We start from the raw sequence: 24,167 nt of genomic DNA, 5'->3' as shown, positions 1-24,167 counted from the left end.
TATCGTGCCGGCGGCTCCGCAAGCGACATCGGCGGCCGGGCCGGGACGGCAGGGTGCGCTTGTCCGGTGCTGTTCGCCGGCACACGCGACCTTCCCGCCTTGAGACTCAGGCCGATCCCGGTTGAGGCATCCTTGCGTGCGTCCGGATCGCGAACACGGCGACGGCAGCGGTGAGGCATATTGCGCCCGCAGTGAAGACGGCGGGCAGGTAACTGGCGTAGAGACTACGGGTCAGTCCCGCCCCCCAGGCTGCCAAGGCAGCGCCGATCTGATGGCCGAGAAAAACCCAGCCGAAGACGATCGTCGAGGCGCTCCCGAACCGGTCGGTGATGAGTTTAACAGTGGGTGGAACCGTTGCGAGCCAATCGAGCCCGTAGAACAGCGTGAAAAGACTGAGCTCGTAAAATCAAAGTCCGTGTAGGGAAGATAGAGCAGTGAGAGCCCGCGCAGGCCGTAGTACCAGAAGAGGAGCCAACGGCCGTCAAACCGATCGGACAGCCACCCCGAAGCGATGGTGCCCACGAAATTGAAAGCCCCGATGGCTGCGAGCAGGCCGGCGGCCATGACCGGCGCGATGCCGAAATCGCCGCAGATCGCCACGAGATGGGTCTGGACAAGCCCGGTTGTCGTCGCGCCGCAGACGAAAAAGGTCCCGAACAGGATCCAGAACGTGCTGGACCGGGCGGCCATCGCCAGGATGCGGATCGGCGCAACCAGCGTTTTCGCAAAAGAAGACAAGCCCTGTTCCGGCGGAGGCGCCTCCGCAGCGCCGTAGGGCAAGAGGCCGATGTCCTCGGGTCGCTCGTGCATCAGCAGAAGCACCACAGCGGAGCAGAGACCGAGCATCGCCAGCAGGAGGCCGAGCGCAGTGCGCCATCCCCAGGCTTCCGACAGGGCCGCGAACACCGGAAGAAAGACCACCTGCCCCGTCGCCACGCTGGCGCTGAGAAGACCGATAACCAACCCGCGCTTCGCAGCAAACCAGCGCGTCGCGACCGTCGCCCCGAGGACCATGGCGGTCAGGCCGGTTCCAAGACCCACGACGACACCCCAGAGGAGAAACAGCTCGGTCAGGCTTGTCATCACGAACGAGCCGCCCACTCCGGCTGCGATGAGGGCAAGCGCGAAAACGGAAACGCGTTTCACGCCGAAGCGGGTGAGGAAAGCGGCCGCAAACGGGCCCATTGCGCCAAAGAGCAGAAAGCGAATGGCAAAGGCTGCAGAGATATCGGCCACGTCCCAGCCGAACTCCGTCTGCAGAGGCTTCATCAACACCCCGGGGGCTCCGACAGCACCTGCCGCCACCATCATGGTCAGGAATGTGGTCGCGACGACAATCCAGCCATAGTGGATGCCCTTCTGCGAGAACCATTCCGTGATCGGTGAGACATGGCGCCGGAAGGTCATGGTGTCCCCATTTATCGGTATATACACGTACCTGGTTATGAAAGATCAGATCGAACGCAGGATATCTTCGAGTGCTGTGATCTTGATGGGACCAAGGCGCGCCTCCATGTCTCTTTGACACTGATCCCAGATGGGGCCGGCCCGTGCCAGCAATTCGGCGCCGGCGCCGGTAAGCCCGACCGTCGCCTCTCGCTGGTCCCGGTCCGCCCGTCCGGTCTCGACAAGTCCCATACGGCTCAGGACCTTGATGTTTCGCCCGATCGTCGAACGATCCAGCTGAGCGCTTTGCGCGAGATCGGTCATGCTGACGGGCTGCAGCCGTTCGATGCGGCGGAGAAGGGAGAACTGAGCGATGTTGATCTGAAGCGGCGACAGCGCTTCGTCATAGATTGACGAAACCCTGCGGGCCGCCTCACGGAGCATCATCGAGTAGCAACGGTTCATGTTTTCGTGTATATACCCGTACATGACCCGTGTCGAGGTTCCGGTCGTTCGCGCGTGCCCAGGCAACGCAACAGCCTCTCTCATACCCTTGCCCAACGCCGTTGAGTAAGATGCCGTTCATCATATATCATCAAGCTTTCGGGAAGAGATCGGTGCCATGAAAGTCACGAAGGAAAAGGCGGAAGAAAACCGTCAGCAGGTAATCGAGAGCTCCAGCCGGCTGTTTCGAGAGAAAGGCTTCGATGGCGTCGGCGTCAGTACGCTGATGCAGGCGGCGGGCCTGACCCATGGCGGCTTCTACAAGCAGTTTGAGTCCAAGGACGACCTGATTGCCCAGGCAACGGCGGCCGCGCTCGCGCAAAGCACGCAACGCATGTCGTCCCTGATCGGGGACGAAGCGCCCGATGCGCTGAAGAAGGCCGTCCGCTTCTATCTGTCCGATCAGCATCGGGACGGCGTTTCGCAGGGTTGCGCGTTCGCTGCCCTCGCACCGGACGCGGCGCGCCATGGTCCGAAGGTTCGCCGCGTCATGCAGCGCGGCGTCGAAGACCAGATCGCTCTCCTCCAGTCCGTCGCCGGTTCCAACGGCGAGATGGCCGACCGTTCATCGGCAATCGCGACGATGGCGACGATGGTCGGGGCGCTGGTTCTTGCGCGTGCGGTGGAGGACGACGCGCTCTCGAAGGAAATCCTCGCGGCCGCAGCCGGTTCGGTCCTGGCGGAATGAGGGTGTCAGTCGGGCTCAGACGACGCCGGGAAGGCTGAAGACCCGCTTTCCGGATCGACATTTCCGGGGCGTCTCACGCCGGACTCCAGGAAGCGCCGTGTCTCCTCGAGGATGCGGTCGGACAGATCTTCGTCATCCACGACCCTTGCAATCACCATGGCGCCGACCATTGCCGCCCAGTTGCCGATGGCAGCGCGCCGTTCGTCCGTCTGCGGATGCGGCGACATTGCGGACGTCAGCGTCGCGATGATCTGACGCGCGCCGGCCGTCATCACGGCACGCGCCTGCGGGGTCTGGTATCGCATCTCGGACGCGAGCGCCGCAAAGGGGCATCCTTCCGCAGCATTGTCTCGATGCTCTGCGGAAAGATAGCGTTCCACGTGCTCGCCGACGCTGAACGGTGCGTCGGCGCTCGATGTCAGGATATGCGCCAGCGCCTGCGCGACCAGATCGTCCTTGGAAGAAAAGTACCGGTAGAAGCCGCCATGGGTGAGGCCGGCACATTGCATGACGTCTACCACGCTGACGGCGCTCACGCCCCGGTTTCGAAAGAGCCGGGCGGAGGCGTCGAGGATGCGTCGCCTGTTTTCCGCGACCTGTTCACGCGTGACCCTCATGGCGCTTTTCTCCGCCCCGGATATGCCTCAGCGGATGATCCGCATCAGCCCAGCTTGTGTTATCCCGACGTGTGGTATCGGGCGGCGGCGGTCGTGTGGCCCGTATCCTCGAGGAGCGATTTGCGCGCGGCCTCCATGGATTGCCAACGCGCCTCCTCGTGAAGATGCGGGATGGTCACGGCCTCGCGCCGATCGAAGCCGACGAGAGCGGCGTCAACAAGCTCGGCGGCCTCCATCATCGGAGGGCGCTTGGCTTCCTCGACGAAATTCCAGATGTCGGTTCGTGTTGCCGCAGGCGCCACCGCCTGGACGTAGACACCTTGCGCGGCGAGCTCGAGTTGGAGCGCCTGCGACAGCGACAGGACGAAAGCCTTCGTCGCGGTATAGACCGAGGTCGCCCATTCCGGCGCGAGCGCGAGAACGGAGCTGATGTTGATGATGGCGCCCTCGCCGCTTTGCGCGAAGCGCGGCGCGACGGCGTGTGCAAGGCGCAACACGCTGGTGGCATTCAGGGTAACCAGTTTCGTCAGGTCCTCGATGCTCTGCGTCACGAAGGTGCCGCCGACATTGCCACCGGCGTTGTTGACGAGGATGCCGATCGAGGCATCGTCGCGCAGTCTCTTCTCCACGGTCAGCAACTGTGTCTCGTTCGTAAGATCGGCGGGCAACAGCTCGACGGATACGCCGGTCTCTTCCTTGAGCCGTGCGGCAAGCGCCTCGAGCGTCGCGACGTTTCTGGCGACGAGCACGAGGTCGTGCCCACGTTCCGCGAAGCGCTGCGCATACATGGCGCCGATGCCGGTGGAAGCGCCGGTGATGAGGACGGTGGGTTTGGAGGTCATGGAAAACTCTCTCTGTCTGGTTCGTTGAAGGATGACGTCAACGCCGAGCCCATCTCGGCGGGATGGGTCTTCGGCCTATTGAACGGCGACGACGACCTTGCCTTTCGCGCGGCCGGTCTCGACATAGGCAAGAGCATCGCCCGTCTGCTCGAACGGGAAGACCCGGTCGACGACGGGCTGGATCGCGCCGTCTTCGACCAGGGCGGCAATCTCTGCCAACTGGCGACCGTCGGCGCGCATGAAAAGGAAATCGTAGCGAACGCCGCGTTTTCGCGCCGCTTTCCGGGTCCCCCTGCTGAGCAAAGTGAAAACAAGTTTGAGAAACGTACCCAGCCCCGCCGATGTCGCGAATGCCGGGTCCGGAGGGCCGGAGATGGAAATGAGGTGTCCACCGGGCTTGAGCACGCGAAGCGCTTTCTGCAACGTCTTCTGGTCCTGGCTGTGCAGGACGAGATCGTAGCCGGATAGCAGGGCTTCGAAATCCTCGATTTTGTAGTCGATCACGATATCGGCGCCCAGGCTTCTGACAAGCGCGGCGTTCTTTGCACTCGTGGTGGTGGCGACCGTCGCACCCAGATGCTTGGCGAGCTGGATGGCAAACGTCCCGACACCGCCGGAACCGGCCTCGATGAAGACCTTCTGGCCTTTTTTGACCTTGCCGAGCTCGACCAGTGCCTGCCAGGCTGTCAGGCCTACCAGTGGGATCGATGCTGCCTGCGTCCAGTCGAGATTGCCGGGCTTGAGCGCGACGTCGCTTTCGTGGACCGAGATGCGCTCCGCAAAGGTGCCGATGCGGCGATCGCGCGGCCTTGCATAAACGGCATCGCCGACCGCGAAACGTTGAACGTCCCGACCGACGGCCAGAACCGTGCCGGCAAGGTCGTGGCCGAGAATGAACGGAGGCTTGTACGGGAGCAGAGCCTTGAACGCCCCGTCGCGGATCTTGGAGTCCAGCAGGTTGATGGCGGTCGCCTTGATCTCGATGAGGACATCCTGGGCCTCGATCACGGGTTCGGCCCGGTCGACCATGTGCAGAGCGCCGTTCTTTTTGTAGGTCTCGACGATGAAAGCCTTCATGGGCCTATTCTCCAGAATGGACGTGCAAGCCGTCAGGCTGCAGGGAACCGCGGGGTCGTTTTCTTCAAGACGCCACCCGGTCGTAAGATGTCGGTATCGCGGTTTGCCGTCCGCCGTGGGTCGGCCCGTGCGACCGGCACGTCGCGGCACTACCCCCGCTGTCGCCTCCGGCGATGCCCTAGCCGAGGCCGAACTGTTTGTGCAGCACCCTGTCGAACAGGGAGCGGGGCAGAAAGCGACGAGCAAAGGCGCCTTGTCGCGCCACCTTGCCCGAGGGATAGCGGAGCATCGGCGTGCTGTCGGACGCTGCGCGCAAAATGGTGTCTGCAACGCTCTGCGCCGTATCGGCCGCCCTCATCGCCTTGCCATAGGCGATATCGTAACCGGCACGAAGCCGGTCATAGGCTGTCAGGGGTGCATCGGCCGGGACGGCACTCGCTTCGAACGCGGTATGCGTGGCACCCGGTTCGACGAGCAGAACCCGCACGCCGAAGCCGCGAACCTCGTGATCAAGGGCTTCGGAATAGCCTTCAAGAGCATGTTTGGTCGCCGAATAATGGGTATTGAACGGCGCGGGAATGAAGCCGAGCCCGGATCCGACATTGACGATGCGGCCGCGTCCCTGTGCTCGCATGATCGGCAGGACCGCGTTGGTAACCCGTACGACGCCGAGAACATTGGTATCATAGAGCGACCGGACCTGTTCAAGCGAACTCTCTTCCGCGGCACCGACGATACCGAAGCCTGCATTGTTGACGAGAAGATCGATGCGCCCGAGCTCCGCATGCGCCTGCGCGACGGCGGCGGCGACCGATGCGTCGGAGGTCACGTCACAGCCGACCAGCCGGATTCCGTCGCGAACCTCGCCGGGCTTTGCCGTCCGGCTTGTGCCGATGACCCGATACCCGGCCTTGGTCAGCGCAATCGCCGTCGCCTTCCCGATCCCGCTCGAGGCGCCCGTCAGGAAAGCTGTCTTCTGAGCACTGTCCATGTTGCACCTCTTGGTCTCGGCCGCCGGTTCGAAAGGGCCGCAGAGCCATCGACCTGTTTTGATGATGTCCGTCATCATTAAATATGACGATCATCATCATTAAGTCAAGGGCCTTCTTGACGGGCGGTCCATCTCCTGGTTTGCGGCGACCACGCCGACCGAAGATGTCGATCGATGCCCCGCCGCCTGTCGGGCCAGACGAGCGGGCGGACGCCCTTCCCAACCCTGCCGCTGCGCTGATGCAGCCGGTTCAGGCCATCCGCGCGGCGGCTTCCCCGGAGTAAACGCCCCACAAAGCGTCTTGCACGCCTAGAGCAGAAGAAACGCCCTGAAGTCGTTGACGTTGGTGCCCGTCGGACCGGTCTCGAACAGGTCGCCGGACGCTGAAAATGCGGACCAGGCGTCGTGCCGGGCAAGGCAGGCACGCATCTCGCAACCGGTCGCCCGCATGCGTGCGGCGGTCTGGCCATCGCAGAAGGCGCCGGCGTTAGTCTCGGAACCATCGATGCCGTCGGTGTCGGCTGCAAGGCCGGTGATGCCAGTGGAGCCGTCGAGGTCGATGGCGGCTGCCAGCAGCAGTTCGGTGTTTCGCCCGCCTTTGCCGCGCCGTGCGGGGTCGGCATGCTCCAAGCCCATGGTCACAGTGGTTTCCCCGCCTGAAAGGAGAACCATCGGGCCTTCCTGCGGGCGCTGGCCTGTCTGAAACTCCATGGCCAGCGCCGCATGCATGCGCCCGATATCACGGGCTTCCCCCTCGATCCGGTCAGAAAGGATCAACGGCGTAACGCCGGCCTCAAGGCTCAGGCGTGCGGCGGCCTGCAGAGAAACACGGGCAGAGGCAATGACATGAGCCTCGTGCCCGGCAAAGGCCGGATCGTCGGGTCGCGGGCTGTCTGCCGTGGCGATATGGTCGAGAAGGCGGGACGGGATTTTCATACCATAGTCCCGAATGGCCCGAAGCGCGTCACTGCGATCCGCATCGTCGGGAATCGTGGGACCGGAGCCGACAAAGGCAGGGTTGTCCCCGGGGACATCCGACACGACGAGGCTGACGACGCGCGCCGGGAACGCACGCTTGGCGAGGCGTCCGCCCTTGATCAACGAGACATGCTTGCGCACGACGTTCATGGCGGAAATCGGCGCACCGGAAGCGAGAAGCGCCTCGTTCAGCGCAATCTCGTCGGCCAGAGCGAATCCCGCCGGCGGCGAAGGCAAAAGGGCGGAGGCACCCCCAGAGATCAAGGCGATCACGAGATCGTCCGGCGTCAGGCCGGAGACTTCCGCCAACAATGCCTGCGCCCCGACGAGGCCCGCGGCGTCGGGGACCGGATGCGCGGCCTGCAGCACGCAAATCCGCGCGCAGGCGGCGACAGGACCATGCCGGGCGACGACCACGCCCTCCAGCGGACCATCCCAGACGCTTTCCAGGGCCTGCGCCATCTGACTCGCCGCCTTTCCGGCACCGATCACAACCGTGCGACCCTTCGGTCGCTCCGGCAGGTGGGCCCTGATCGCCTCCAGAGGATCAGCCGCACGAACAGCAGCCTCAAAGAGCGACGTGAGGAACGCACGTGGGTTCTCGATTGGCATCCGGGGTCCACCTTGCTGTCTCTTGCAACACCTCTTTTGGCAAAGCGAGCGACAGAATGCAAAGCCGAGGCGGCGACCCACCGAACATCCGCACCGCCATCAGAATGCACGCGGCGGAGACAGTCAGCGCATGTCGCGACCGGCCGCGACAAACGAAGCGCGTTGGCAACGCTGCGTTCGCGCAACACCGGCGCCCGAGACCGCGCATTTTTTCTCAAGCTCCCTCTTGAACCCGAAAAACGCCAAAACCAAATCGTTTCCTGCCGGTCGCTGACGCCAGGGCCGGCCTTGCCGGAGGCGCCGCTGCGGCGCTTCCGATCCCATGTTGCTTCAAGGAGGATATGGCTATGGCAACATCTTACGACTATGCGCCGCTCTTTCGCTCCAGCGTCGGCTTCGACCGGGTCTTCCATCTTCTGGAAAACGCCCAGCGCGCCCGCTCGATCAGCGACTGGCCGCCGTATGACATCGTGAAAACCGGCGACGACAGCTACCGGATCTCCGTTGCCGCCGCAGGTTTCGCGCAGGACGATCTCGACATTACCTTCCAGTCCAATCTCCTGACGGTGACCGGCAAGAAACAGGAGGTGTCGAATGATGGCTATCTCCACCGCGGCATCGCCGCGCGGCCGTTCGAGCATCGGTTCGAGCTTGCCGATCACGTCAGGGTGAAAGGTGCGAGCCTGGAGAACGGTCTTCTGTCGATCGACCTCGTTCGCGAAATCCCGGAGGCATTGAAGCCGCGGAAAATCGACATTGAGAGCAGGACAGCCATTGGGCAGAAGACCGCGCCGGCGCAGATCGAAGCGCAGAAGGCGGCGTGATCAAACCGTCGAGGAGGGGCGCTGCTGCGGCAGCGCCCCTTTGACATTTGGGAGTGACATCCCGGGTGTGACATCCCGGGGGTGACATCCGGGGTTGAGCGAGGTTGGGGCGAGGTTGGGAAGGAGCGCGCCATGAAACCGAATTTCTTCAGAAAGCCCGTGTCCATCGTCATCGGCCTCGGCTTTCCGGCCGAGATCCGCAGCGTGGCCGACGCTCATCGGCACCTTAGCGAGTGGCCCATGTCGATGCGAGACACTGCGCACGCGGTCGCCTTGAAGGCCTGCGAAGCGGCATTGCGGGGCGACATCGAGGCCGAGACGGCCCGCGGCCTCTTTGTCGCCTTTGCCGGGAGACACGACCTGCTCGCGCCGGACACGGCGGCTCTCTCCGCGTCCCGCCTGCGACACGACCGTGATCCGCATGTGCGCTGAAGAGCCCGGCGATGTCCCGTTTCGCCCACATGTTCCGCGCCGCCTAGCGGTCGGCAGTTCGGCGTGACCTCCGGCGGCCTTTCCGGGAAACCCTCGAACGCGCTCGTCAGCCGCGCGGCGAGTAAACGGGCGAGCGCTCTGCCCCGTGCGCGGACGACGGCGGCGCGGCCATGCTGTCGCGAACGATCAGACGGCTTGGAATGACCCGACGCGTGGCCTGTGGGCCATTTCCCTTCTCGATGGCCTGGAGGAGCAATTCAACGGCCGCACCGCCCATTTCCTCTGCCGGCTGTTCGATCGTCGACAGCGGCGGCGAACAGAAGGCGCAAACGGGAGAGCCGTCGAACGAGACGATCGAGAGTTCGTCCGGAATTGAAATGCCCATGCCTTTCAACTTGCTCATGAAGGAGATTGCCATATCGTCGCTCGTCGCAATGACGGCGGTCGGCTTCTCGGCAAGCGCCATGAAATCGTCGGCACCTTGCAGGCCAATCTCAAACCCCTGCTGGTAATCCAGCTTGCCGCCCGAGCGAACCACCGCCGCTTCCGGCAATCCTGCCATCTGCAGTGCTTCCAACACGCCGCCGAACCGCTCGACGTCGTGATAATTCCCGTCAGGTCCGGCGAGATAGAAAAACCGGCGATGCCCCAGACGAATAAGATCAGCAGTTGCGTCGCGAACGGCTTCGCGATCGTTGGTCACGACACTCGGCACGCCGGATGCGCTCATATCCAACAGCATGGAAACGATCGGCAAGCCGGCGCCCGCGAGCGAACGACCTTCCAGCTCCGGCAGCTTCGACGAGAGGATGATCGTGCCCCGGACCGTCCCGCTGTAGGCCAGGTTGAGGATATGCCGCTCGGAGGGCTCATCGCGCGCGAGGTTGGCGATCAGCAGGGTGTAGCCGCTCCGCAGCAGCGCCGTGTTGATGGCATGCAGCACCTGCGGGACGATCTGCGAAGCGCCGTAGTAGAGGGAACCCGGCAGGACGATCATGATGATATTGGACTTGCCGACCCGAAGACCGCGCGCCATGGCATTCGGCGTATATCCGAGCTGCTTGGCGGCGGCATCGATCCGGATCCGCGTCTTCTCGTTCACACGGCCGGGGTTGGCGAGCGCGCGGCTGACCGTCGAGATCGCCACGCCCGCAAGGACCGCCACATCGGCCATCAGGGGACCGGCCTGCTCGTCCCCGGGAATATCCTTGTCCTTAGGCACGTTCCATCATGCTCCTGCAGGCTCTCCGTCGCACTTGTACGGTCATAGACGATTTCTCGCAAACATTTGCTAAAAAGCACTTGCTTAAAAAAAAGGCCTGGCTATTATCTCATCATGGCAAACGTTTGCCATATCTGACGGGGCGGCCAGTCGACGTTGTACTGACGTGACGGTCGACGCTCAGGAACAGCATGCTCTGCCCTAAGGAAGGTGTATCCATGACAGATGGTGTTAGACTTCGTTTCGGTGTTGATCTCGTCACCTTCTTCCATCCCGGTTTCTGGGATGTCGATACTCACGATGCCATCATCGCCTTTGCACGCTCGGCGCCACGCGCCTTCTGGGACAAGACCCTCGACAGCGTCCAACAATCAGGCGTCACGGGCGTCGAACTGACCTTCTCCCCCTTCAACTGGCAGGATGCGGTCAAGACATATGGCTCCGTCGATGCTTTCGCAGCCGAACTCTCACGGCGTGGGTTGACGCTGTGCAGCGGCTTCTTCGCCGAGCTCGAAGCCTCCGGCGATTTTACCAAGGCGGAGGCGCAAGCGGCGATTATTGCCAAGGCCGAGGCCTATGCCGATTTCCTGAAGGCGTGTGGCAGCGACATCATGGTGATCGGCGCCCCCTTGCGCCAGACCTTGGGCGCGCAGCCGGTGGAGTTTTACGATTTCGATCGGGCGAAACGCATCGCCGATTTCCTTAATCGGCTCGGCGCCGCTCTTTTCGCACGCGGCATCCGTCTTGCGCTTCATACGGAAGCCCATTCGATCTTCGCCGCCGCCCGCGATGTCGATTTGATGATGATGCTCACCGATCCGGCCTATGTGCATATGTGCCCGGATACGGCGCATATCATTCTTGCTGGATCCGACCCTGTGCAGATGGTCGATCGCCATCACGAGCGCATGATCATCGCCCATTGGAAGGATGCGATCGGCCCGATGCCGGCCGATACGCCGATCGACGAACACATCCACGATCGTCACCGCCCTTATTTCTGCGACCTCGGTCTCGGGAGGGTCGACTGGCCGGCCTGGACGAGACTGCTGCGCGATCAGGGTTTCAAAGGGTGGGCAATCCTCGAGCTCGACGCCGCGCCGAATCCCGTGCGTGACATTGCCAACGGGCTCACGCTCGTCCGACAGGCGCTGCTCCCGATCTATCACTGACACAGTCCTCACAGTCGATGAACGCGCCCCGAAAGGGCGTTTTTTGGAAGGGTCGAACGATGAAGAACAGGATGATGCTCTTTCTGGCCGGTGTCGCATGCGCCGGGTTTCTGACCACGGCCGAGGCCGGGAACAAGCCGACGATCGAGGTGCTATCCTCATGGACGTCGGGCGGCGAGGCCGCTGCCCTCAACGTCATCAAAACGGAATATGAAAAGCGAGGCGGTGTCTGGAAGGACTCCTCGATCGCCGGCTTTGGCGCAGCGGATGCAGCCTTCCAGAACCGTATGGTCGCGGGTGACCCGCCGGGGGCGAAACAGGGCATTATCGGATTGGCTGCCGCCGACTTCCTGAAGCAGGGACTGTTCAACCCCATCGATGACATCGCCACGAACGGAAACTGGGCCGGCGTCTTGCCCAAGTCGCTTCTCGATCTCGCTTCTTATGACGGACATGTCTATCTCGCACCCATCGGCGCGCATGGCGAAAGCTGGATGTTCTATTCGAAAGACGCCTTCCAGAAGGCGGGTATCGAGGCGGAGCCGAAAACCTGGGACGAGCTCTTTGCCGGCTTGGATAAGCTGAAAGCGGCGGGCTTGGTCCCGGTCGCTTGGGGCGGCCAGCCCTGGCAACAGACGAAGGTCTTCAACATGATCCTGCTTTCGCAGGTCGGGATCGACGGTTTCCTGAAGATCTACGTCGACAAGGACACAAGCGACGCCTCCCGAGAGGGTGTCCGCAAGACGCTGCAGATCCTTGGCAAGCTGCATGGCTACGTCGACGAAGGTGCGAGCGGCCGCAACTGGAACGATGCCACGGCGATGCTGATCACGGCCAAAGCCGGCGTGCAGTTCATGGGCGATTGGGCCAAAGGGGAATTTACCGTTGCCGGCAAGGAAGCCGGAAAGGACTATGGCTGCATGATCGTCCCGGAATCGCCGGGCATGGTCTATATCGCCGACTCCTTCTACCTCCCGAAAACTGGCAATGCCGAGACCGACACGGCACAGAAGCTCATCGCCGACGTCGCGATGGATCCGGCGGTTCAGGTCGATTTCGCCCTGAAGAAGGGATCGGTCCCCGCGCGTTCCGACGTCGACACATCAAAGCTCGACGTCTGCGCCCAGAAGGGTGTCGACTTGATGCGTGCCGGTGCCATCGTGCCGGACCAGGCGATCGTGCTGACGCCGCAACAGGTCGGGGCACTGGACGACTTCGTCGATGAATACTGGAACGGCAGCTTCAACGATGCGGATGCCGCGACCACGAACTTCTTCACCGTCTTGCAATGAGACCCTGCAGATGGCGCCGGACCTGCTCCGGCGCCGCTGATGCGCCTCCACGCCGCTCCTGACAAAGGGGGGTGCGATGACTGCCGCCTATCCCGCAACGAACTGGCGCCGCCCATGAAACCCAAGCCCAACCTGTCAGCGACCCTTGCCCTTCTGCCGACCTGGCTCGTGGCGGTGGTGGTCTTCATCGGCACCATGGCGTGGTCGATCCATCTTTCCTTCACGGGTTCAACGATCTTTCCCTCGTCGGACTATGTCGGCCTTGCCCAGTATGCAAAACTGTTTTCCTCGGCCAAGTGGCTCGCCTCGCTGCACAATGTCCTGGTCTTCGGTCTTCTCTACGTCGGTGGATGTCTTCTGCTGGGCTTTCTGCTGGCAGCAGCCCTCGATCGCAAGATCCGCTTTGAAAGCGTCTTCCGAACGCTCTTTCTGTATCCCTACGCGATGTCGTTCGTCGTGACCGGGCTCATCTGGCAGTGGATGCTGAATCCGACGCTCGGCATCCAGGCCAGCGTGCGCGCCCTCGGCTGGGAAAGCTTCGTTCTCGACTGGGCGGTGAACCGCGACATGGCGATCCATGCCCTGGTTCTGGCCGGCGTCTGGCAGGGTGCGGGTCTTGTCATGGTGATCGTGCTGGCCGGCATGCGCGGCATCGAGGCCGAACAATGGAAAGCGGCAAGGATCGACGGCATTCCCGTCTGGCGCATCTATGTCTCGATCATCCTGCCACAACTGGGTCCAGCGCTTGCCGCCGCCGGCCTGCTGCTCGGCATGGGGGTGATCAAGACCTACGATATCGTCGTCGCCATGACCAATGGTGGTCCCGGCAATGCGACGGAGGTGCCGGCCAAGTTCATCATGGACAATCTCTTCGGGCGCCAGAACCTCGGCCTGGCCACCGCGGGGGCAACGGTCCTCGTCCTCGGCGTGATCGCCATCGTCGCTCCGTTCCGGTACGCGATGTTCCTGCGCCGCAAAAGCACCGGAGCGCGCGGATGAGCCCGCGAAGCCCCAACGGCCCGATGCCGGCACACATCACCGTCGGCCGCGTCGGGCTCTATGTTTTCCTCCTCGTTGCCGTCCTCTTCTTCACGCTGCCGCTCTACATCATGGTCGTCACATCGCTGAAAACCATGGACGAGATCCGCCTTGGACAGATCTTCGCGCTCCCGGCGACGCTCGATGTGTCCGCCTGGGTCACAGCCTGGTCCGGCGCGTGCATGGGCACCGTCTGCGTCGGCATTCGCAACGGCTTCTGGAATTCCGTTGCGATCACCCTGCCATCGGTCGCATTGTCGGTCTTCATGGGTGCCGTCAATGGCTACGCCCTGTCGCTCTGGCGTCCGCGCGGAGCTCACCTGCTGTTCGGCCTTCTCCTGGCCGGCGGCCTCATTCCCTATCAGATCTATCTCTATCCGATGGTCCGGGCACTCGCGGCGGTCGGTCTCTATAATTCCTTCGCCGGCATCATCCTCGTCCATGTCATCTTCGGCCTGCCGCTAGTGACGTTGCTGTTCCGCAACTATTTCGTCAGCGTTCCCGAAGAACTGTGCAAGGCAGCCCGTGTCGATGGTGCCGGCTTCTGGCGCATCTTCTTTGAAATCATGCTGCCGCTGGCTGTGCCGATGGTAGCCGTCGTGTCCATGCTGCAATTCACCGGCATCTGGAACGACTTCCTGCTGGGCCTTGTCTTTGCCGGCCGCGACAACCTGCCGATGACGGTTCAACTCAACAACATCGTCAACACGACGATGGGCGAGCGCACCTACAACGTCAACATGGCCGCAACGATCCTCACCGCGCTCGTTCCGCTCGCCATCTATTTCCTGTCCGGTCGCTGGTTCGTCAGAGGCATCGCCGCAGGGGCCGTAAAGGGATAATGCCGCCATGCAGTCCGCTATTTCCATCAACAACCTCAAGATCGCCTATGGCAACCAGACCGTCATCGAGGAGATGTCGATCGACATCGCGCCAAAGGAGTTTCTCGTTTTGCTCGGCCCTTCGGGTTGCGGCAAGTCCACGCTCCTGAACGCGATTGCCGGCCTCCAGAACATCACCGCCGGCGAAGTCTGGATTTCCGGCAAGAATGTCACCTGGGAAGAGCCGAAGGATCGCGGGATCGGCATGGTGTTCCAATCCTATGCGCTTTATCCCCGCATGTCCGTGCGCAAGAACCTTTCCTTCGGCCTGCGCGTCGCGGGACTGCCGAAGCTGGAGATCGAGGCGCGGGTCTCGCGGATCGCTGCCCTTCTTCACCTCGACACGCTGCTGGATCGGCGCCCAGCCGAACTTTCCGGCGGGCAGCGTCAGCGCGTGGCCATTGGGCGCGCGCTGGTTCGAGAGGTCGATGTGTTCCTCTTCGACGAGCCGTTGTCCAATCTGGACGCAAAGCTCCGCAACGAGCTCCGCGTCGAGATCAAGAAGCTGCACCAGCGTCTCGGCAACACCATGATCTACGTGACCCATGATCAGGTCGAAGCGCTGACCCTGGCCGATCGCATCGCGATCATGCGGGACGGCGTCATCCAGCAGTTGGCCTCGCCTGCCGAGATCTATCACCGGCCCGCCAATCTGTTCGTCGCCGCCTTCATCGGTGCCCCGGCGATGAACTTCATCGAAGGCCGCATCAACACCGACAGGGGTTCGATCACCTTCGAGAGCAAGGGACTGCGCGCGGATCTCGACGGCTACGCCTTCAAGACGCCTCCTGCAACGGGACCGGCAACCCTCGGCTTCCGGCCGGACCATCTCGTGCTCGACGGCATCGCCCGTGGGCTGCCCACCCTTTCCGGACACGTCTCTGTCGTTGAGCCGATGGGGCCGGAGGCGGTCCTCTGGTTCGACTGGTTCGACAAAAGCCTTTCGCTTCGTCTGATGGGCGATGTCACGCTGAAGCCCGGCGATGCGCTCGCACCCGGCCTCGACATGACAAAGGCATCGCTCTTCGGGGCCGACGGATCGCGACTTTAGCGCAAACGGCATGTGGTCTTTCGCGAGACCCGGGAGGATTTCTCCCGTTATTGCTTCAAGACAGGATGTGAGCCGACATGACGGACAAACGATATGACGCACTGGTCATCGGCTCTGGTGCCGCGGGCTCATTCGCGGTCAAGGAGCTAACGGCACAGGGATTGTCGGTCCTTCTTCTGGAAGCCGGCGCGGAGGTCGGCCCGGAGGCTTTCGATCCTGAGCGCAAGAAACCCCCGACAAGCAGCATCAACATCTGGGAGCGCGCCCGCGCCACTGTGAAGGGGCAACCCATCCAGGCCCGTGCGGCTTTCTTCACCGAGCGCTTCAGCCACTTCTTCGTCAACGACCGCAAGAACCCCTATACAACACCGAAACATGAACCCTTCCTCTGGATCCGTGGCCGCCAGAGCGGCGGACGGCTGCACAGCTTCGGGCGCGTGTTGCTGCGCTGGACCGACGACGACTTCAAGATTCATGCGAGAACGGGAAAGGGCGTTGACTGGCCGATCTCCTATGCGGAGATAGCGCCGCTTTACGCGGAGGTCGAAAGTTATCTCGGGCTCTACGGAAACAAGGACGATGTCTCCACCCTGCCGGACGGTGTTTATGCTAAGCGCGCCAGTCTGACGCCGGCGGAACAGACCTTCAAGCACGCGATCGAGAGCCGTTGGCACAACCGGCACGTGGTGTCCTGGCGCTATATCGCGCCGGATGCCGCACGGATCCCGAAACCGCTGCGTGAAGCCCTCGCAAGCGGCAATCTCACGGTAAGGTATAACGCCGTCGTGCGGCGCATCACCACCGATGACAAGAGCGGCCGCGCGACCGGTGCCGAATTCATCGACAGCGCGACGGGTGCCGTGTCAACGGCCCAGGCCGCCATGGTCGTTCTTGCGGCATCCCCCATCGAGAGCGTCCGCCTTCTCCTGAATTCTGCCTCCGGCAGACATCCGGATGGACTTGGCAACAGCTCGGGCGGACTTGGCCGCTACTTCATGGACCAGGTGCCATGCCTTGCCTTTGGCTCCTTCGCCGGGGCAAAGGGCTGGGCCATCGACGAGTCTGCCCCCATCGACCCGTTTTACAACCCCTCCGGCGGCATCTTCATTCCGCGTTTTGGCGAAGCGGATCCGGACCGTGGTGATTTCAACTATCAGGGCAGCGTGGGGCGCGCGCCTGCGTCAGATCAGCAGGCATCCCGGCTCGCCTTTTTCGGCTTCGGCCGGATGCTGCCCTATGCCGACAACCGAATCACGCTCGATGCCAGACGCACGGACGCCTGGAAGATCCCCGTCCCGCATATTCGCTGCGTCATGCAGGACGAAGAACATGCGCTGCTCAAACGCCAGGAGGAAAGCTTGATAGCGATGGTTCAGGGCGTCGGCGGCGATCTGGAGTTCATCGGTTCGCCGACCGGACTGAAGGAAATGGGGAAAGGCGCCTTTCCCGACGCCAGCGCCTTTAGTCGATGGATGTTCCGCACATGGTTCAGGAAGACCATGTGCATGGGCGCGGCGATTCACGAGACCGGCGGCGCCCGGATGGGCGAGACGCCCGAGGCAGCAGTTCTCAATCCATACAACCAGCTTTGGGATGCGCCCAACCTGATCGTCACCGACGCCAGCGCCTTCCCAGGAAGCGGCATCTCCGGCACGACGCTGACCGTGATGGCGTTGACCCTGCGCGCCTGCAGACATCTCGCACAGCAATACAGGCAAGGCGCTTTCACGGCCGCGTGACGGTCGGCCAGCGACCTCTCGAACACCAGTTGCCGACCGGCCCCCACTCCGGTCTGCGCCAAGCGCCTTCACGCGGGGCCTCGCTTTGCACCTTCCCGATTGTGCGGGCGGTCATCCCGTCATCGGTCGCGGCATTTTTTGGGAGGGCGGAACGAATATCACGCCTATCTGGTTTCGCGGAGGCATCCGGGAAAATCCATGACCACATCCAGTATCGCCGCTTCGTCTCATTCGGTCGCTGTCTTTGCCTTCGTTGCGCTGTCAGCCTTCTTGCTCTCCCATGCAGCTGCGGTCGCCAACACTCGTCTTCGACCGACCCCGGGAGCCACGGGCGTGGTCGAGAAGGTTGAGGCGAAGGGTGGCCAAAGCCACGAGGTGGCCGACGTTGCTCCCGCTCGGCCGGAGCGACGCGATCGCCTCGTCATCCTGTTTCATGGAATTGGCGGTCTCGGGGCGGTCATGTCCGTGATCGGCCATTCGTGGACGGCGACATTGCCGGACACCAGGTTTGTGGCGCCCGACGCACCGTCGCCGCACAGGTCGGGCGGCCGCCAGTGGTTCCCGGTCGATGACCAGGTCATGAAGCCCGACCGTATCCGGGACGCCCGCCGGGCTTTCGACGACCTCGTTTCCGGGATCGTCAAACGGGAGGGTTTCGATAACGCGCTGGAAAGGGTGGCCTTCGTCGGTGTTTCTCAGGGTGCCATCATGGCCCTTGATGCGGTGACCTCGGGTCGCTGGAAGGTTGGCGCTGTCGTAAGTTTTGCAGGCCTGTTGGCCCTTCCACCCACCGCGTCTTCCACGCAGACCCCGATCCTGCTGATGCATGGCGCCGCAGATAGAACGATACCGCCCATAGCCTCGGTCGCGGCAAAGCGACAGCTCGCGGCAGCGGGATACGATGTCACGCTGAAGACGTTTCCCGACGTGGGCCACACGATTTCATCGGACGAGGCAAGGGAAGCAGCCCAGTTCCTGCACGACCGCTGGAAATGAACGGGACGCTGGCGAGCCGCACCTTCGATCTTGCGGAAAACCGTGCTCCCATCGAAACGATCGGCACGCGCATCTCCTCGCACCTCAGGGTCTGATCGACGCAGCCGATAGACTGATCGATGATTGACGCGCGACCCGTGTGAGGACGAGAGCCCGTGAGGCGGAGCGTGGCACGACGCCGACCACCTCGCCGACACCGTCCCGAACGAACGTCGCCAACGGCTCTGCGCCATTGCCACCACCACCGCCACGAAACGGCGGGTTTTGGGCCAAAGTCATCCGGTTTTCGGATGATAATACATGACAGCCACTCTCTTTATATATCTTATTTTACACTTGCGTTATTTTGCACTCATTACTTCTACTATTGCGATTTTAATCAAGATTAAAGGCCGATCGCACACCTTGGCCGCACAGGGGAATTTCTGTTCTCGCTTCAAACGTGCCGAAGCATTTTCCGCTGACACGCCATTCGATTGATCTGCAGGAACGGGCCCATAAACATGAATTCTTGGAAGATAAGTACGAAATTTTTCGCGGCATTTTTTGTCTTGTTCATCACGATGCTCTCGACCGCCGCCTTCAACTGGTTGCAGGTCGGCATAGGCGATGACGCCACGAACGACGCCTTGAAGCGCTCCCGCATCATGCGGGGCATCGATGCGTTGATGGCATCCATGATCGACCAGGAAACGGGGATCCGCGGCTATCTCGTTTCCGGGAACGAAGACTTTCTTGCCCCCTATCGGTCCGGACAGACCCGTCTCGAGGAACAACAGCGTGCTCTGCGCGCGGAATGGACCAACAGCGCGGATCAGGTCGCCAGACTGGATGCCTTCGTCGGCCTGGCGTCGAAATGGCGCAATGACGTTGCAGAGGCCGAGATCAAGCTGATGCAGCAGAAGACCACACAGGCGGACGCACGGGCGCTGGAGTCGAGCGGCGCCGGCAAGGCCTCGATGGATGCGATGAGAGCCAAAGCGGGAGAGATGACCGACGTTGCGCAAGCCCGGCTCGCAACCGCCCTTGCAGCGCAGGATGCGGCTGTCGCCACCTCCTATGCGACGCTGTTGATGGCTTGAGCCGCAAGCCTTGTCCTCGCGCTGATCTGCGCGACGCTGCTCATCGTTTCGATTGCCAAGCCCATCCGGCGCATGACGTCTTTCATGGAGCGTCTGGCCGGCGGAGACACGTCGAACGAGGTGCCCGGCCGCGGCCGCAGGGACGAGGTTGGCGACATGGCGCAGGCCGTCGAGGTCTTTCGTCAGTCCGCGATCGCCAACCGGCAGTTGGAGGCAGAAGCGGAAGCCGCAAGACAGCAGGCCGAAGCCGATCGGATCCGCCTCACCGCCGAAGCAGAAGCCGCCGCACAGGTCCGTCTTACAGAAGCGACCGCCGGTCTTGCACGAGGGCTCCAGCGCCTCGCTGCCGGGGATCTGTCCTTCCAGCTGAATGAACCCTTTGCTCCCGACTTCGAGGCCCTGCGTCATGACCTGAACGGTGCCGTCGAACAGCTTGCAAACACGCTGCGTTCGGTTGCTCAAGCCACGGGCTCCATCGACAGCGGCAGCCAGGAGATCAGCCGCGGCGCCGACGATCTGTCGAAGCGGACGGAACAGCAGGCGGCGTCTCTGGAGGAAACGGCTGCGGCACTCGATCAGATCACCGTCAATGTCTCGAACTCATCCAAACGAGCCGACGAAGCGCGTTCCGTCGCGCTCCAGGCGAATGCCAGCGCCAGCGAATCCGGACGGGTGGTGGCCAAAGCCGTCGAGGCGATGGGGAAGATCGAGACATCCTCCAGCGAAGTCTCCAACATCATCGGCGTCATCGACGAGATTGCGTTCCAGACCAACCTGCTTGCCTTGAACGCCGGTGTCGAAGCCGCGCGGGCAGGAGACGCCGGCAAGGGGTTTGCCGTGGTCGCGCAGGAAGTCCGCGAGCTTGCACAGCGCTCGGCCAAGGCGGCGAAGGAGATCAAGGAGCTGATTCGCAATTCGTCCGTCGAGGTCCAGAACGGTGTGAAGCTTGTCAGCGAAACCGGCCAGGCCCTGCAGACGATCGAAAGCTACATCGTCACGATCAACCAGCATATGGATTCCATCGCGACATCCGCCCGCGAGCAGTCTGTCGGGCTTGGCGAAGTGAACACCGCCGTCAACCAGATGGACCAGGTGACCCAGCAAAACGCGGCCATGGTCGAGGAAACAAGCGCGGCTGGTGCAACCCTTGCCGATGAAAGTGGCAAGCTCCGCCACCTGATCGGCCAGTTCAACCTCGGTGGCCTCGGTGCACAGCCCGCCACACTGCGTCACATGGCCGCCGCCATGGGTGCGACCCAGCAGAGCGCCCGCCCGAGCGCTCCGGCAGCGGCATTGCCGATGCGAAAGGGCGTTAAGGCCGCAGCCGGAAACGCGGCTGTCAAGGAAAGCTGGGAGGAGTTCTGATCATGACAATGGCAACTACTGATATGCTCGAGATTATCGCCTTTCGACTTCACGATCAGGAATTCTGTGTCCGGACCATCACGATCCGCGAGATCCGCGGATGGGCTCCGGCGACACCGATCCCACAGGCGCCTGCCGAGGTGCTCGGCGTCATGAACCTCCGGGGAACCGTTATTCCCGTCATCAACCTCGCGCTCAAACTGGGAATGCGCAGTACGGAGCCGACCGAACGGAGCGCCATTGTCGTGACGGAGGTTCATGGAATGGTCATGGGCCTCCTTGTGGATCGCGTATCCGATATCCTGATGGTGCCAACAAGCTTGCTGCAACCGGTCCCCGACGTGACCTCGTCGAACGCCACGACCTTTTCCGAAGGCATCATCGCGCAGGCAAGCGGGATGATTTGCTTTCTGAACCTGGAGCGGATGTTCAACCGGAGCGAGGCCGAATTGATGGCAGCGGCGTAGGTCAGCCATCGATATCATCTCGCGCCGAGCAAACCTCCGGCAGATACGGTGAGGCCCGGACCTTTGCTTCTCCAGCAGAGGCACTCTCGGAGAGCCGGCGCGAGATCGCCGGCCAGCCAGCGGTGTCTCTCCCCTCGCCTGCGACGCTGCCGCAGGAAAGGGCCTGGCTTCATGACCGCGGCGAGACATGCAGATCTAACCGTCTCGATGAAAGCGGGTCGGCCTTCCGCTTCCATTTCACGCGGCGTTACACTGCTCTCGTTAGTCGCCCGTGATGGCGGAGGACCAGTCCGACAGCGCCCATGCAGTTGTCGTTGTCGAGGAAGCGGCCGGTGACAAACGCGGGGTTGGCGCCCTCTCCGTCTCCTGCCTTGACCAAGGTGTGCCGGTTGTAGGCCGCGCGGATGGGAGCAAGGAGCATTTCGCCCGCTGTCGCCATTCCGCCGCTGATGACGAAAAGGCCGGGATTGAGAATGGTTCCGACCGTTGCAAGCCCGCGACCTGCCGCCTCGCCCGCATCCTCCAGCAGGCGCTGGAAGCCAAGGTCGCCGGCCTGCGCCATCTTCACGAACTCCGCCATCCCGAGACTGCGGGCGAGGCGGCGCTCCGCGATGCCGAGAACAGCAGCGCCGCTGCAGGAAAGCTCCATGCAACCACGGTTGCCACAGGTGCAGAGATCCCCCCGAGGATCGAGCACCATGTGGCCGAATTCTCCCGCCGTACCGGCCGCACCGGTGAGAACCTTGCCGTTGGCGACGATGGCGCCGCCGATGCCGAGATCGAGCTTGAAGAGCACGAAATTCTCAAACCCTGCGGCAGCCCCCCACATCATCTCGGCAAGGGCCGCGCAGTTGCTTTCGTTGTCGGCGAAGATCGGCTTCTGTAAGACGGGTTCGAAGGTTGCACGCAGATCGACGCCCTGCCAGCCCGGAAGCTGCGACCCGCGCATGATCCGTCCGCTGGACGCGATAGGCGCCGACACTGCGAACCCGACGCCCAATAGCCCGGAATACGGCAGACTGTGCTCTTTGTAGATGTTGTCGATCGTCTGCTTCGCAGTCCGCGTTGCTTTTTCCGGCTTGTAATCGCGCTCGAGCGGGATTGCCACATCGGCCACGATGTTGTGGGCGACATCCGCCAGAACCACCCGCAATTCGTTGCGTCCGAGCAGAACACCGAGACAGGTGCCCGCTTCCGGATTGAGGGAATGGGCAAGCGCGGGACGACCAAGGCCTGGACTGCGCGTCTCTACCTCGACGACCAGGCTCGATCGCCGGAGATCGGCAAGGATCGTGGAGACGGTGGAGCGCGCGAGACCGGTCGTGCGAGCGATCTGGGCAGCACTGACCGCGCCGTGACCGCTGAGCGCACGCACCACGCGCGCCACAGGCGTATCGACCTGACGCTCGTCGAGAAGGCCTCGCAGTCCGCCGCTGATCATATTGGCCATATCGCGTCCGTCCCCTCGCCCATTCCCGCGTTTTTCCATGAGTCTGACGACGTCATCTACGACAGAACTGGCGCGCCGACAATCGCCATATCGTCGGACTTTTGTCATGGCTGACAGAATTCATATTGACAAACGGACGATCCGCCAGTCTAAAAAGCAGCGAGGATGAGGAAAACGCACAGGGAGGACACCATGCGCTTGATCACGAAAGCACTTCGGACCGGCACGATGCTCGCAGCACTTGCGATGGGCACCGCGGCGTCTGCAGAGGATATCACACTGTGGACGCTGAATTTTAGCTCTGAGGCATCGAATGCCGCCATGCAGAAAATCGCCTCCGACTTCGAGGCCGCAAACCCCGGCGTCAACGTCGAGATCGTCACGCGCGGCGTCGATGATCACAAGACGGCCCTGCGCGTTGCCGCAGGATCGGATCGCGGACCCGATATCTTCTTCAGCTGGGCCGGTCTCGGTCTGGGTGGCGAGTACATCAAGGCGGGCCTCAGCCTTCCGCTCGACAAATATTATGCGCAGTACAAGTGGGACGAGGAGCTGGTGCCCGCCGCCGCGTCCTTTTCCAAGATCTATGAGGGCGGACGGCAGGGCGTGCCCTTCACGTTCAAGGGCGAGGCGCTCTACTACAACAAGGCCCTGTTCACACAGGCCGGCATCACCGAAGCGCCGAAAACCTATGACGAACTGGTCGCGGCTGCAGAAAAGCTGAAAGCCGCCGGCATTCCCGCCATCACCTTCGGCGGCACGGTCAATTGGCATCTCATGCGCCTAATGGACGTGATCCTGGAGTCCAAATGCGGCATCGAAAAACATGATGCGCTGATGAACATGAAGATGAGCTGGAAAACCGAGCCCTGCGCTGCGGCATCCTTCACCGAGCTCGACCGGTGGAGCAAGAACTACATTCTCAGCCCCTTCATGGGCATCGACAATGCCCAGTCCTTCAATCTCTTCGTCGGTGGTCGGGCGGCCATGATGCTGGAGGGCGACTGGCTGGTGCAGCAGCTCGCAGAGGCCGGAAACCTCGACGACTACGACGTTTTCCCCGTTCCCACCGGTACCAACCGACTCTACGGTTTTGCCGAGTATCACTACATCAGCAGCAAGAGCAAAAATCCCGACACCGCGGCCAAGTTCCTCGACTATTTCATGTCGACACCGGTGCAGCAGGCAAGCCTCGGGCAGTTCAGCACCACCTCCATCAACAAGAACGTCACCTACAAGGACCTGCGTCCTCTCGACCAGAAATGGGTCGACATCTTCAACACCTATACGCAGGTCTACATGAACGGCGACCAGGCCTTTCCGCTCGACGTAACGACGGAGTATTTCCGGGTCATCAACGAAGTGGCGAGCGGCAACATGGCGGCGGCGGATGCCGGCGGCCAGCTTCAGGCCTTCATCGACAACCGGCGCTGATTGCCGGTTGCCTGCGCCGGCCCTGAG

23 protein-coding genes and 1 pseudogene are annotated in these 24,167 nt (G+C 62.4%); 15 read left to right on the top strand and 9 right to left on the bottom strand.

The window, feature by feature from the left end:
• Window positions 1-231: 231 nt before the first annotated feature.
• Both ASG03_RS13655 and ASG03_RS13650 read right to left on the bottom strand, forming a co-directional pair.
• Window positions 232-1,407 (bottom strand): MFS transporter, encoded by a 1,176-nt coding sequence (locus ASG03_RS13655; protein WP_338012401.1) that lies wholly within the window; start codon window positions 1,405-1,407, stop codon window positions 232-234.
• Between the two features lie 45 nt (window positions 1,408-1,452).
• Window positions 1,453-1,851: a MarR family winged helix-turn-helix transcriptional regulator gene (locus tag ASG03_RS13650; protein WP_062693980.1), complete on the bottom strand. Its 399-nt coding sequence runs from the start codon at window positions 1,849-1,851 to the stop codon at window positions 1,453-1,455.
• Between the two features lie 157 nt (window positions 1,852-2,008).
• Between ASG03_RS13650 and ASG03_RS13645 the strand changes: the two genes are divergently transcribed.
• The gene (locus tag ASG03_RS13645) at window positions 2,009-2,578 is read left to right on the top strand and encodes a TetR/AcrR family transcriptional regulator (RefSeq protein ID WP_062693979.1); all 570 of its coding nucleotides are present in this window, start codon (window positions 2,009-2,011) and stop codon (window positions 2,576-2,578) included.
• Between the two features lie 5 nt (window positions 2,579-2,583).
• Here ASG03_RS13645 and ASG03_RS13640 read toward each other — a convergent pair whose 3' ends face one another.
• The 5 genes from ASG03_RS13640 to ASG03_RS13620 form a co-directional block, all read right to left on the bottom strand.
• Window positions 2,584-3,195: a TetR/AcrR family transcriptional regulator gene (locus ASG03_RS13640; protein ID WP_082475757.1), complete on the bottom strand. Its 612-nt coding sequence runs from the start codon at window positions 3,193-3,195 to the stop codon at window positions 2,584-2,586.
• Between the two features lie 59 nt (window positions 3,196-3,254).
• The gene (locus ASG03_RS13635; RefSeq protein ID WP_062693978.1) at window positions 3,255-4,037 is read right to left on the bottom strand and encodes an SDR family NAD(P)-dependent oxidoreductase; all 783 of its coding nucleotides are present in this window, start codon (window positions 4,035-4,037) and stop codon (window positions 3,255-3,257) included.
• A 75-nt stretch (window positions 4,038-4,112) separates the two neighbouring features.
• The gene (locus ASG03_RS13630; protein ID WP_062693977.1) at window positions 4,113-5,114 is read right to left on the bottom strand and encodes an NADP-dependent oxidoreductase; all 1,002 of its coding nucleotides are present in this window, start codon (window positions 5,112-5,114) and stop codon (window positions 4,113-4,115) included.
• 178 nt (window positions 5,115-5,292) lie between these two features.
• On the bottom strand, window positions 5,293-6,105 hold the full coding sequence (locus ASG03_RS13625; RefSeq protein WP_062694049.1) for an oxidoreductase: 813 nt from the start codon (window positions 6,103-6,105) through the stop codon (window positions 5,293-5,295).
• Window positions 6,106-6,414: 309 nt separating this feature from the next.
• Window positions 6,415-7,695, bottom strand: a complete 1,281-nt coding sequence (locus ASG03_RS13620; RefSeq protein WP_062693976.1) for a glycerate kinase type-2 family protein — start codon at window positions 7,693-7,695, stop codon at window positions 6,415-6,417.
• A gap of 347 nt (window positions 7,696-8,042) precedes the next feature.
• Here ASG03_RS13620 and ASG03_RS13615 point away from each other — a divergent pair, with 347 nt between their 5' ends.
• Both ASG03_RS13615 and ASG03_RS13610 read left to right on the top strand, forming a co-directional pair.
• Window positions 8,043-8,519, top strand: a complete 477-nt coding sequence (locus tag ASG03_RS13615) for an Hsp20 family protein (protein WP_062693975.1) — start codon at window positions 8,043-8,045, stop codon at window positions 8,517-8,519.
• Window positions 8,520-8,651: 132 nt separating this feature from the next.
• Window positions 8,652-8,951 carry a DUF982 domain-containing protein gene (locus tag ASG03_RS13610; protein WP_062693974.1) on the top strand — a complete coding sequence of 100 codons (300 nt, stop codon included), beginning with the start codon at window positions 8,652-8,654 and terminating at the stop codon, window positions 8,949-8,951.
• Between the two features lie 106 nt (window positions 8,952-9,057).
• Here ASG03_RS13610 and ASG03_RS13605 read toward each other — a convergent pair whose 3' ends face one another.
• Complete coding sequence (locus ASG03_RS13605) at window positions 9,058-10,173, bottom strand: LacI family DNA-binding transcriptional regulator (RefSeq protein ID WP_062693973.1); 1,116 nt, start codon at window positions 10,171-10,173, stop codon at window positions 9,058-9,060.
• Window positions 10,174-10,391: 218 nt separating this feature from the next.
• Here ASG03_RS13605 and ASG03_RS13600 point away from each other — a divergent pair, with 218 nt between their 5' ends.
• From ASG03_RS13600 to ASG03_RS13555, 11 genes and pseudogenes are all read left to right on the top strand, one after another.
• Window positions 10,392-11,345, top strand: coding sequence for a sugar phosphate isomerase/epimerase family protein (locus tag ASG03_RS13600; RefSeq protein ID WP_062693972.1), 954 nt, complete (start codon window positions 10,392-10,394; stop codon window positions 11,343-11,345).
• 59 nt (window positions 11,346-11,404) lie between these two features.
• The gene (locus ASG03_RS13595; protein ID WP_062472606.1) at window positions 11,405-12,637 is read left to right on the top strand and encodes an ABC transporter substrate-binding protein; all 1,233 of its coding nucleotides are present in this window, start codon (window positions 11,405-11,407) and stop codon (window positions 12,635-12,637) included.
• Window positions 12,638-12,751: 114 nt separating this feature from the next.
• Window positions 12,752-13,636 (top strand): carbohydrate ABC transporter permease, encoded by an 885-nt coding sequence (locus tag ASG03_RS13590; protein ID WP_062693971.1) that lies wholly within the window; start codon window positions 12,752-12,754, stop codon window positions 13,634-13,636.
• A complete protein-coding gene (locus ASG03_RS13585; protein ID WP_062693970.1) occupies window positions 13,633-14,517 on the top strand; it encodes a carbohydrate ABC transporter permease in 885 nt (294 codons plus the stop codon). The genes ASG03_RS13590 and ASG03_RS13585 overlap by 4 nt, the downstream gene beginning before the upstream one ends.
• 7 nt (window positions 14,518-14,524) lie before the next feature.
• Window positions 14,525-15,607 carry an ABC transporter ATP-binding protein gene (locus ASG03_RS13580; RefSeq protein ID WP_062693969.1) on the top strand — a complete coding sequence of 361 codons (1,083 nt, stop codon included), beginning with the start codon at window positions 14,525-14,527 and terminating at the stop codon, window positions 15,605-15,607.
• 77 nt (window positions 15,608-15,684) lie between these two features.
• On the top strand, window positions 15,685-17,346 hold the full coding sequence (locus ASG03_RS13575; protein ID WP_062693968.1) for a GMC oxidoreductase: 1,662 nt from the start codon (window positions 15,685-15,687) through the stop codon (window positions 17,344-17,346).
• A gap of 198 nt (window positions 17,347-17,544) precedes the next feature.
• A complete protein-coding gene (locus ASG03_RS13570) occupies window positions 17,545-18,342 on the top strand; it encodes an alpha/beta hydrolase (protein WP_082475756.1) in 798 nt (265 codons plus the stop codon).
• Between the two features lie 300 nt (window positions 18,343-18,642).
• Entirely contained in the window at window positions 18,643-18,822 is a 180-nt protein-coding gene (locus ASG03_RS21500; protein ID WP_156381831.1) for a hypothetical protein, read from the top strand.
• A 71-nt stretch (window positions 18,823-18,893) separates the two neighbouring features.
• A complete protein-coding gene (locus ASG03_RS22260; protein ID WP_062693967.1) occupies window positions 18,894-19,424 on the top strand; it encodes a CHASE3 domain-containing protein in 531 nt (176 codons plus the stop codon).
• 9 nt (window positions 19,425-19,433) lie between these two features.
• A pseudogene (locus ASG03_RS21115) lies at window positions 19,434-20,789 on the top strand (methyl-accepting chemotaxis protein); the annotation flags it as partial.
• 2 nt (window positions 20,790-20,791) lie between these two features.
• The gene (locus ASG03_RS13555; RefSeq protein ID WP_156379892.1) at window positions 20,792-21,256 is read left to right on the top strand and encodes a chemotaxis protein CheW; all 465 of its coding nucleotides are present in this window, start codon (window positions 20,792-20,794) and stop codon (window positions 21,254-21,256) included.
• Between the two features lie 247 nt (window positions 21,257-21,503).
• Here the strand turns inward: ASG03_RS13555 and ASG03_RS13550 are convergent, their stop codons facing one another.
• Complete coding sequence (locus ASG03_RS13550; protein WP_062472596.1) at window positions 21,504-22,706, bottom strand: ROK family transcriptional regulator; 1,203 nt, start codon at window positions 22,704-22,706, stop codon at window positions 21,504-21,506.
• A gap of 228 nt (window positions 22,707-22,934) precedes the next feature.
• Between ASG03_RS13550 and ASG03_RS13545 the strand changes: the two genes are divergently transcribed.
• Complete coding sequence (locus ASG03_RS13545; RefSeq protein ID WP_244475259.1) at window positions 22,935-24,140, top strand: ABC transporter substrate-binding protein; 1,206 nt, start codon at window positions 22,935-22,937, stop codon at window positions 24,138-24,140.
• Window positions 24,141-24,167: the final 27 nt, after the last annotated feature.

Source organism: Rhizobium sp. Leaf341, from assembly GCF_001424325.1.
In the GTDB taxonomy this organism is placed as follows: domain Bacteria; phylum Pseudomonadota; class Alphaproteobacteria; order Rhizobiales; family Rhizobiaceae; genus Ferranicluibacter.
This window is presented reverse-complemented; position numbering and strand designations above follow the sequence as displayed.

Bases quoted from the DNA above. Each gene is read 5' to 3' on its own strand.
- ASG03_RS13655 (WP_338012401.1), bottom strand. From the start codon at position 1,407: ATGACCTTCCGGCGCCATGTCTCACCGATCACGGAATGGTTCTCGCAG.
- ASG03_RS13625 (WP_062694049.1), bottom strand. From the start codon at position 6,105: ATGGACAGTGCTCAGAAGACAGCTTTCCTGACGGGCGCCTCGAGCGGG.
- ASG03_RS13580 (WP_062693969.1), top strand. From the start codon at position 14,525: ATGCAGTCCGCTATTTCCATCAACAACCTCAAGATCGCCTATGGCAAC.
- ASG03_RS13645 (WP_062693979.1), top strand. From the start codon at position 2,009: ATGAAAGTCACGAAGGAAAAGGCGGAAGAAAACCGTCAGCAGGTAATC.
- ASG03_RS13575 (WP_062693968.1), top strand. From the start codon at position 15,685: ATGACGGACAAACGATATGACGCACTGGTCATCGGCTCTGGTGCCGCG.
- ASG03_RS13585 (WP_062693970.1), top strand. From the start codon at position 13,633: ATGAGCCCGCGAAGCCCCAACGGCCCGATGCCGGCACACATCACCGTC.
- ASG03_RS13615 (WP_062693975.1), top strand. From the start codon at position 8,043: ATGGCAACATCTTACGACTATGCGCCGCTCTTTCGCTCCAGCGTCGGC.
- ASG03_RS13545 (WP_244475259.1), top strand. From the start codon at position 22,935: ATGCTCGCAGCACTTGCGATGGGCACCGCGGCGTCTGCAGAGGATATC.
- ASG03_RS13620 (WP_062693976.1), bottom strand. From the start codon at position 7,695: ATGCCAATCGAGAACCCACGTGCGTTCCTCACGTCGCTCTTTGAGGCT.
- ASG03_RS13590 (WP_062693971.1), top strand. From the start codon at position 12,752: ATGAAACCCAAGCCCAACCTGTCAGCGACCCTTGCCCTTCTGCCGACC.
- ASG03_RS13555 (WP_156379892.1), top strand. From the start codon at position 20,792: ATGACAATGGCAACTACTGATATGCTCGAGATTATCGCCTTTCGACTT.
- ASG03_RS13610 (WP_062693974.1), top strand. From the start codon at position 8,652: ATGAAACCGAATTTCTTCAGAAAGCCCGTGTCCATCGTCATCGGCCTC.
- ASG03_RS13595 (WP_062472606.1), top strand. From the start codon at position 11,405: ATGAAGAACAGGATGATGCTCTTTCTGGCCGGTGTCGCATGCGCCGGG.
- ASG03_RS13570 (WP_082475756.1), top strand. From the start codon at position 17,545: ATGACCACATCCAGTATCGCCGCTTCGTCTCATTCGGTCGCTGTCTTT.
- ASG03_RS13640 (WP_082475757.1), bottom strand. From the start codon at position 3,195: ATGAGGGTCACGCGTGAACAGGTCGCGGAAAACAGGCGACGCATCCTC.
- ASG03_RS21500 (WP_156381831.1), top strand. From the start codon at position 18,643: ATGACAGCCACTCTCTTTATATATCTTATTTTACACTTGCGTTATTTT.
- ASG03_RS13550 (WP_062472596.1), bottom strand. From the start codon at position 22,706: ATGGCCAATATGATCAGCGGCGGACTGCGAGGCCTTCTCGACGAGCGT.
- ASG03_RS13635 (WP_062693978.1), bottom strand. From the start codon at position 4,037: ATGACCTCCAAACCCACCGTCCTCATCACCGGCGCTTCCACCGGCATC.
- ASG03_RS13650 (WP_062693980.1), bottom strand. From the start codon at position 1,851: ATGAACCGTTGCTACTCGATGATGCTCCGTGAGGCGGCCCGCAGGGTT.
- ASG03_RS13600 (WP_062693972.1), top strand. From the start codon at position 10,392: ATGACAGATGGTGTTAGACTTCGTTTCGGTGTTGATCTCGTCACCTTC.
- ASG03_RS13630 (WP_062693977.1), bottom strand. From the start codon at position 5,114: ATGAAGGCTTTCATCGTCGAGACCTACAAAAAGAACGGCGCTCTGCAC.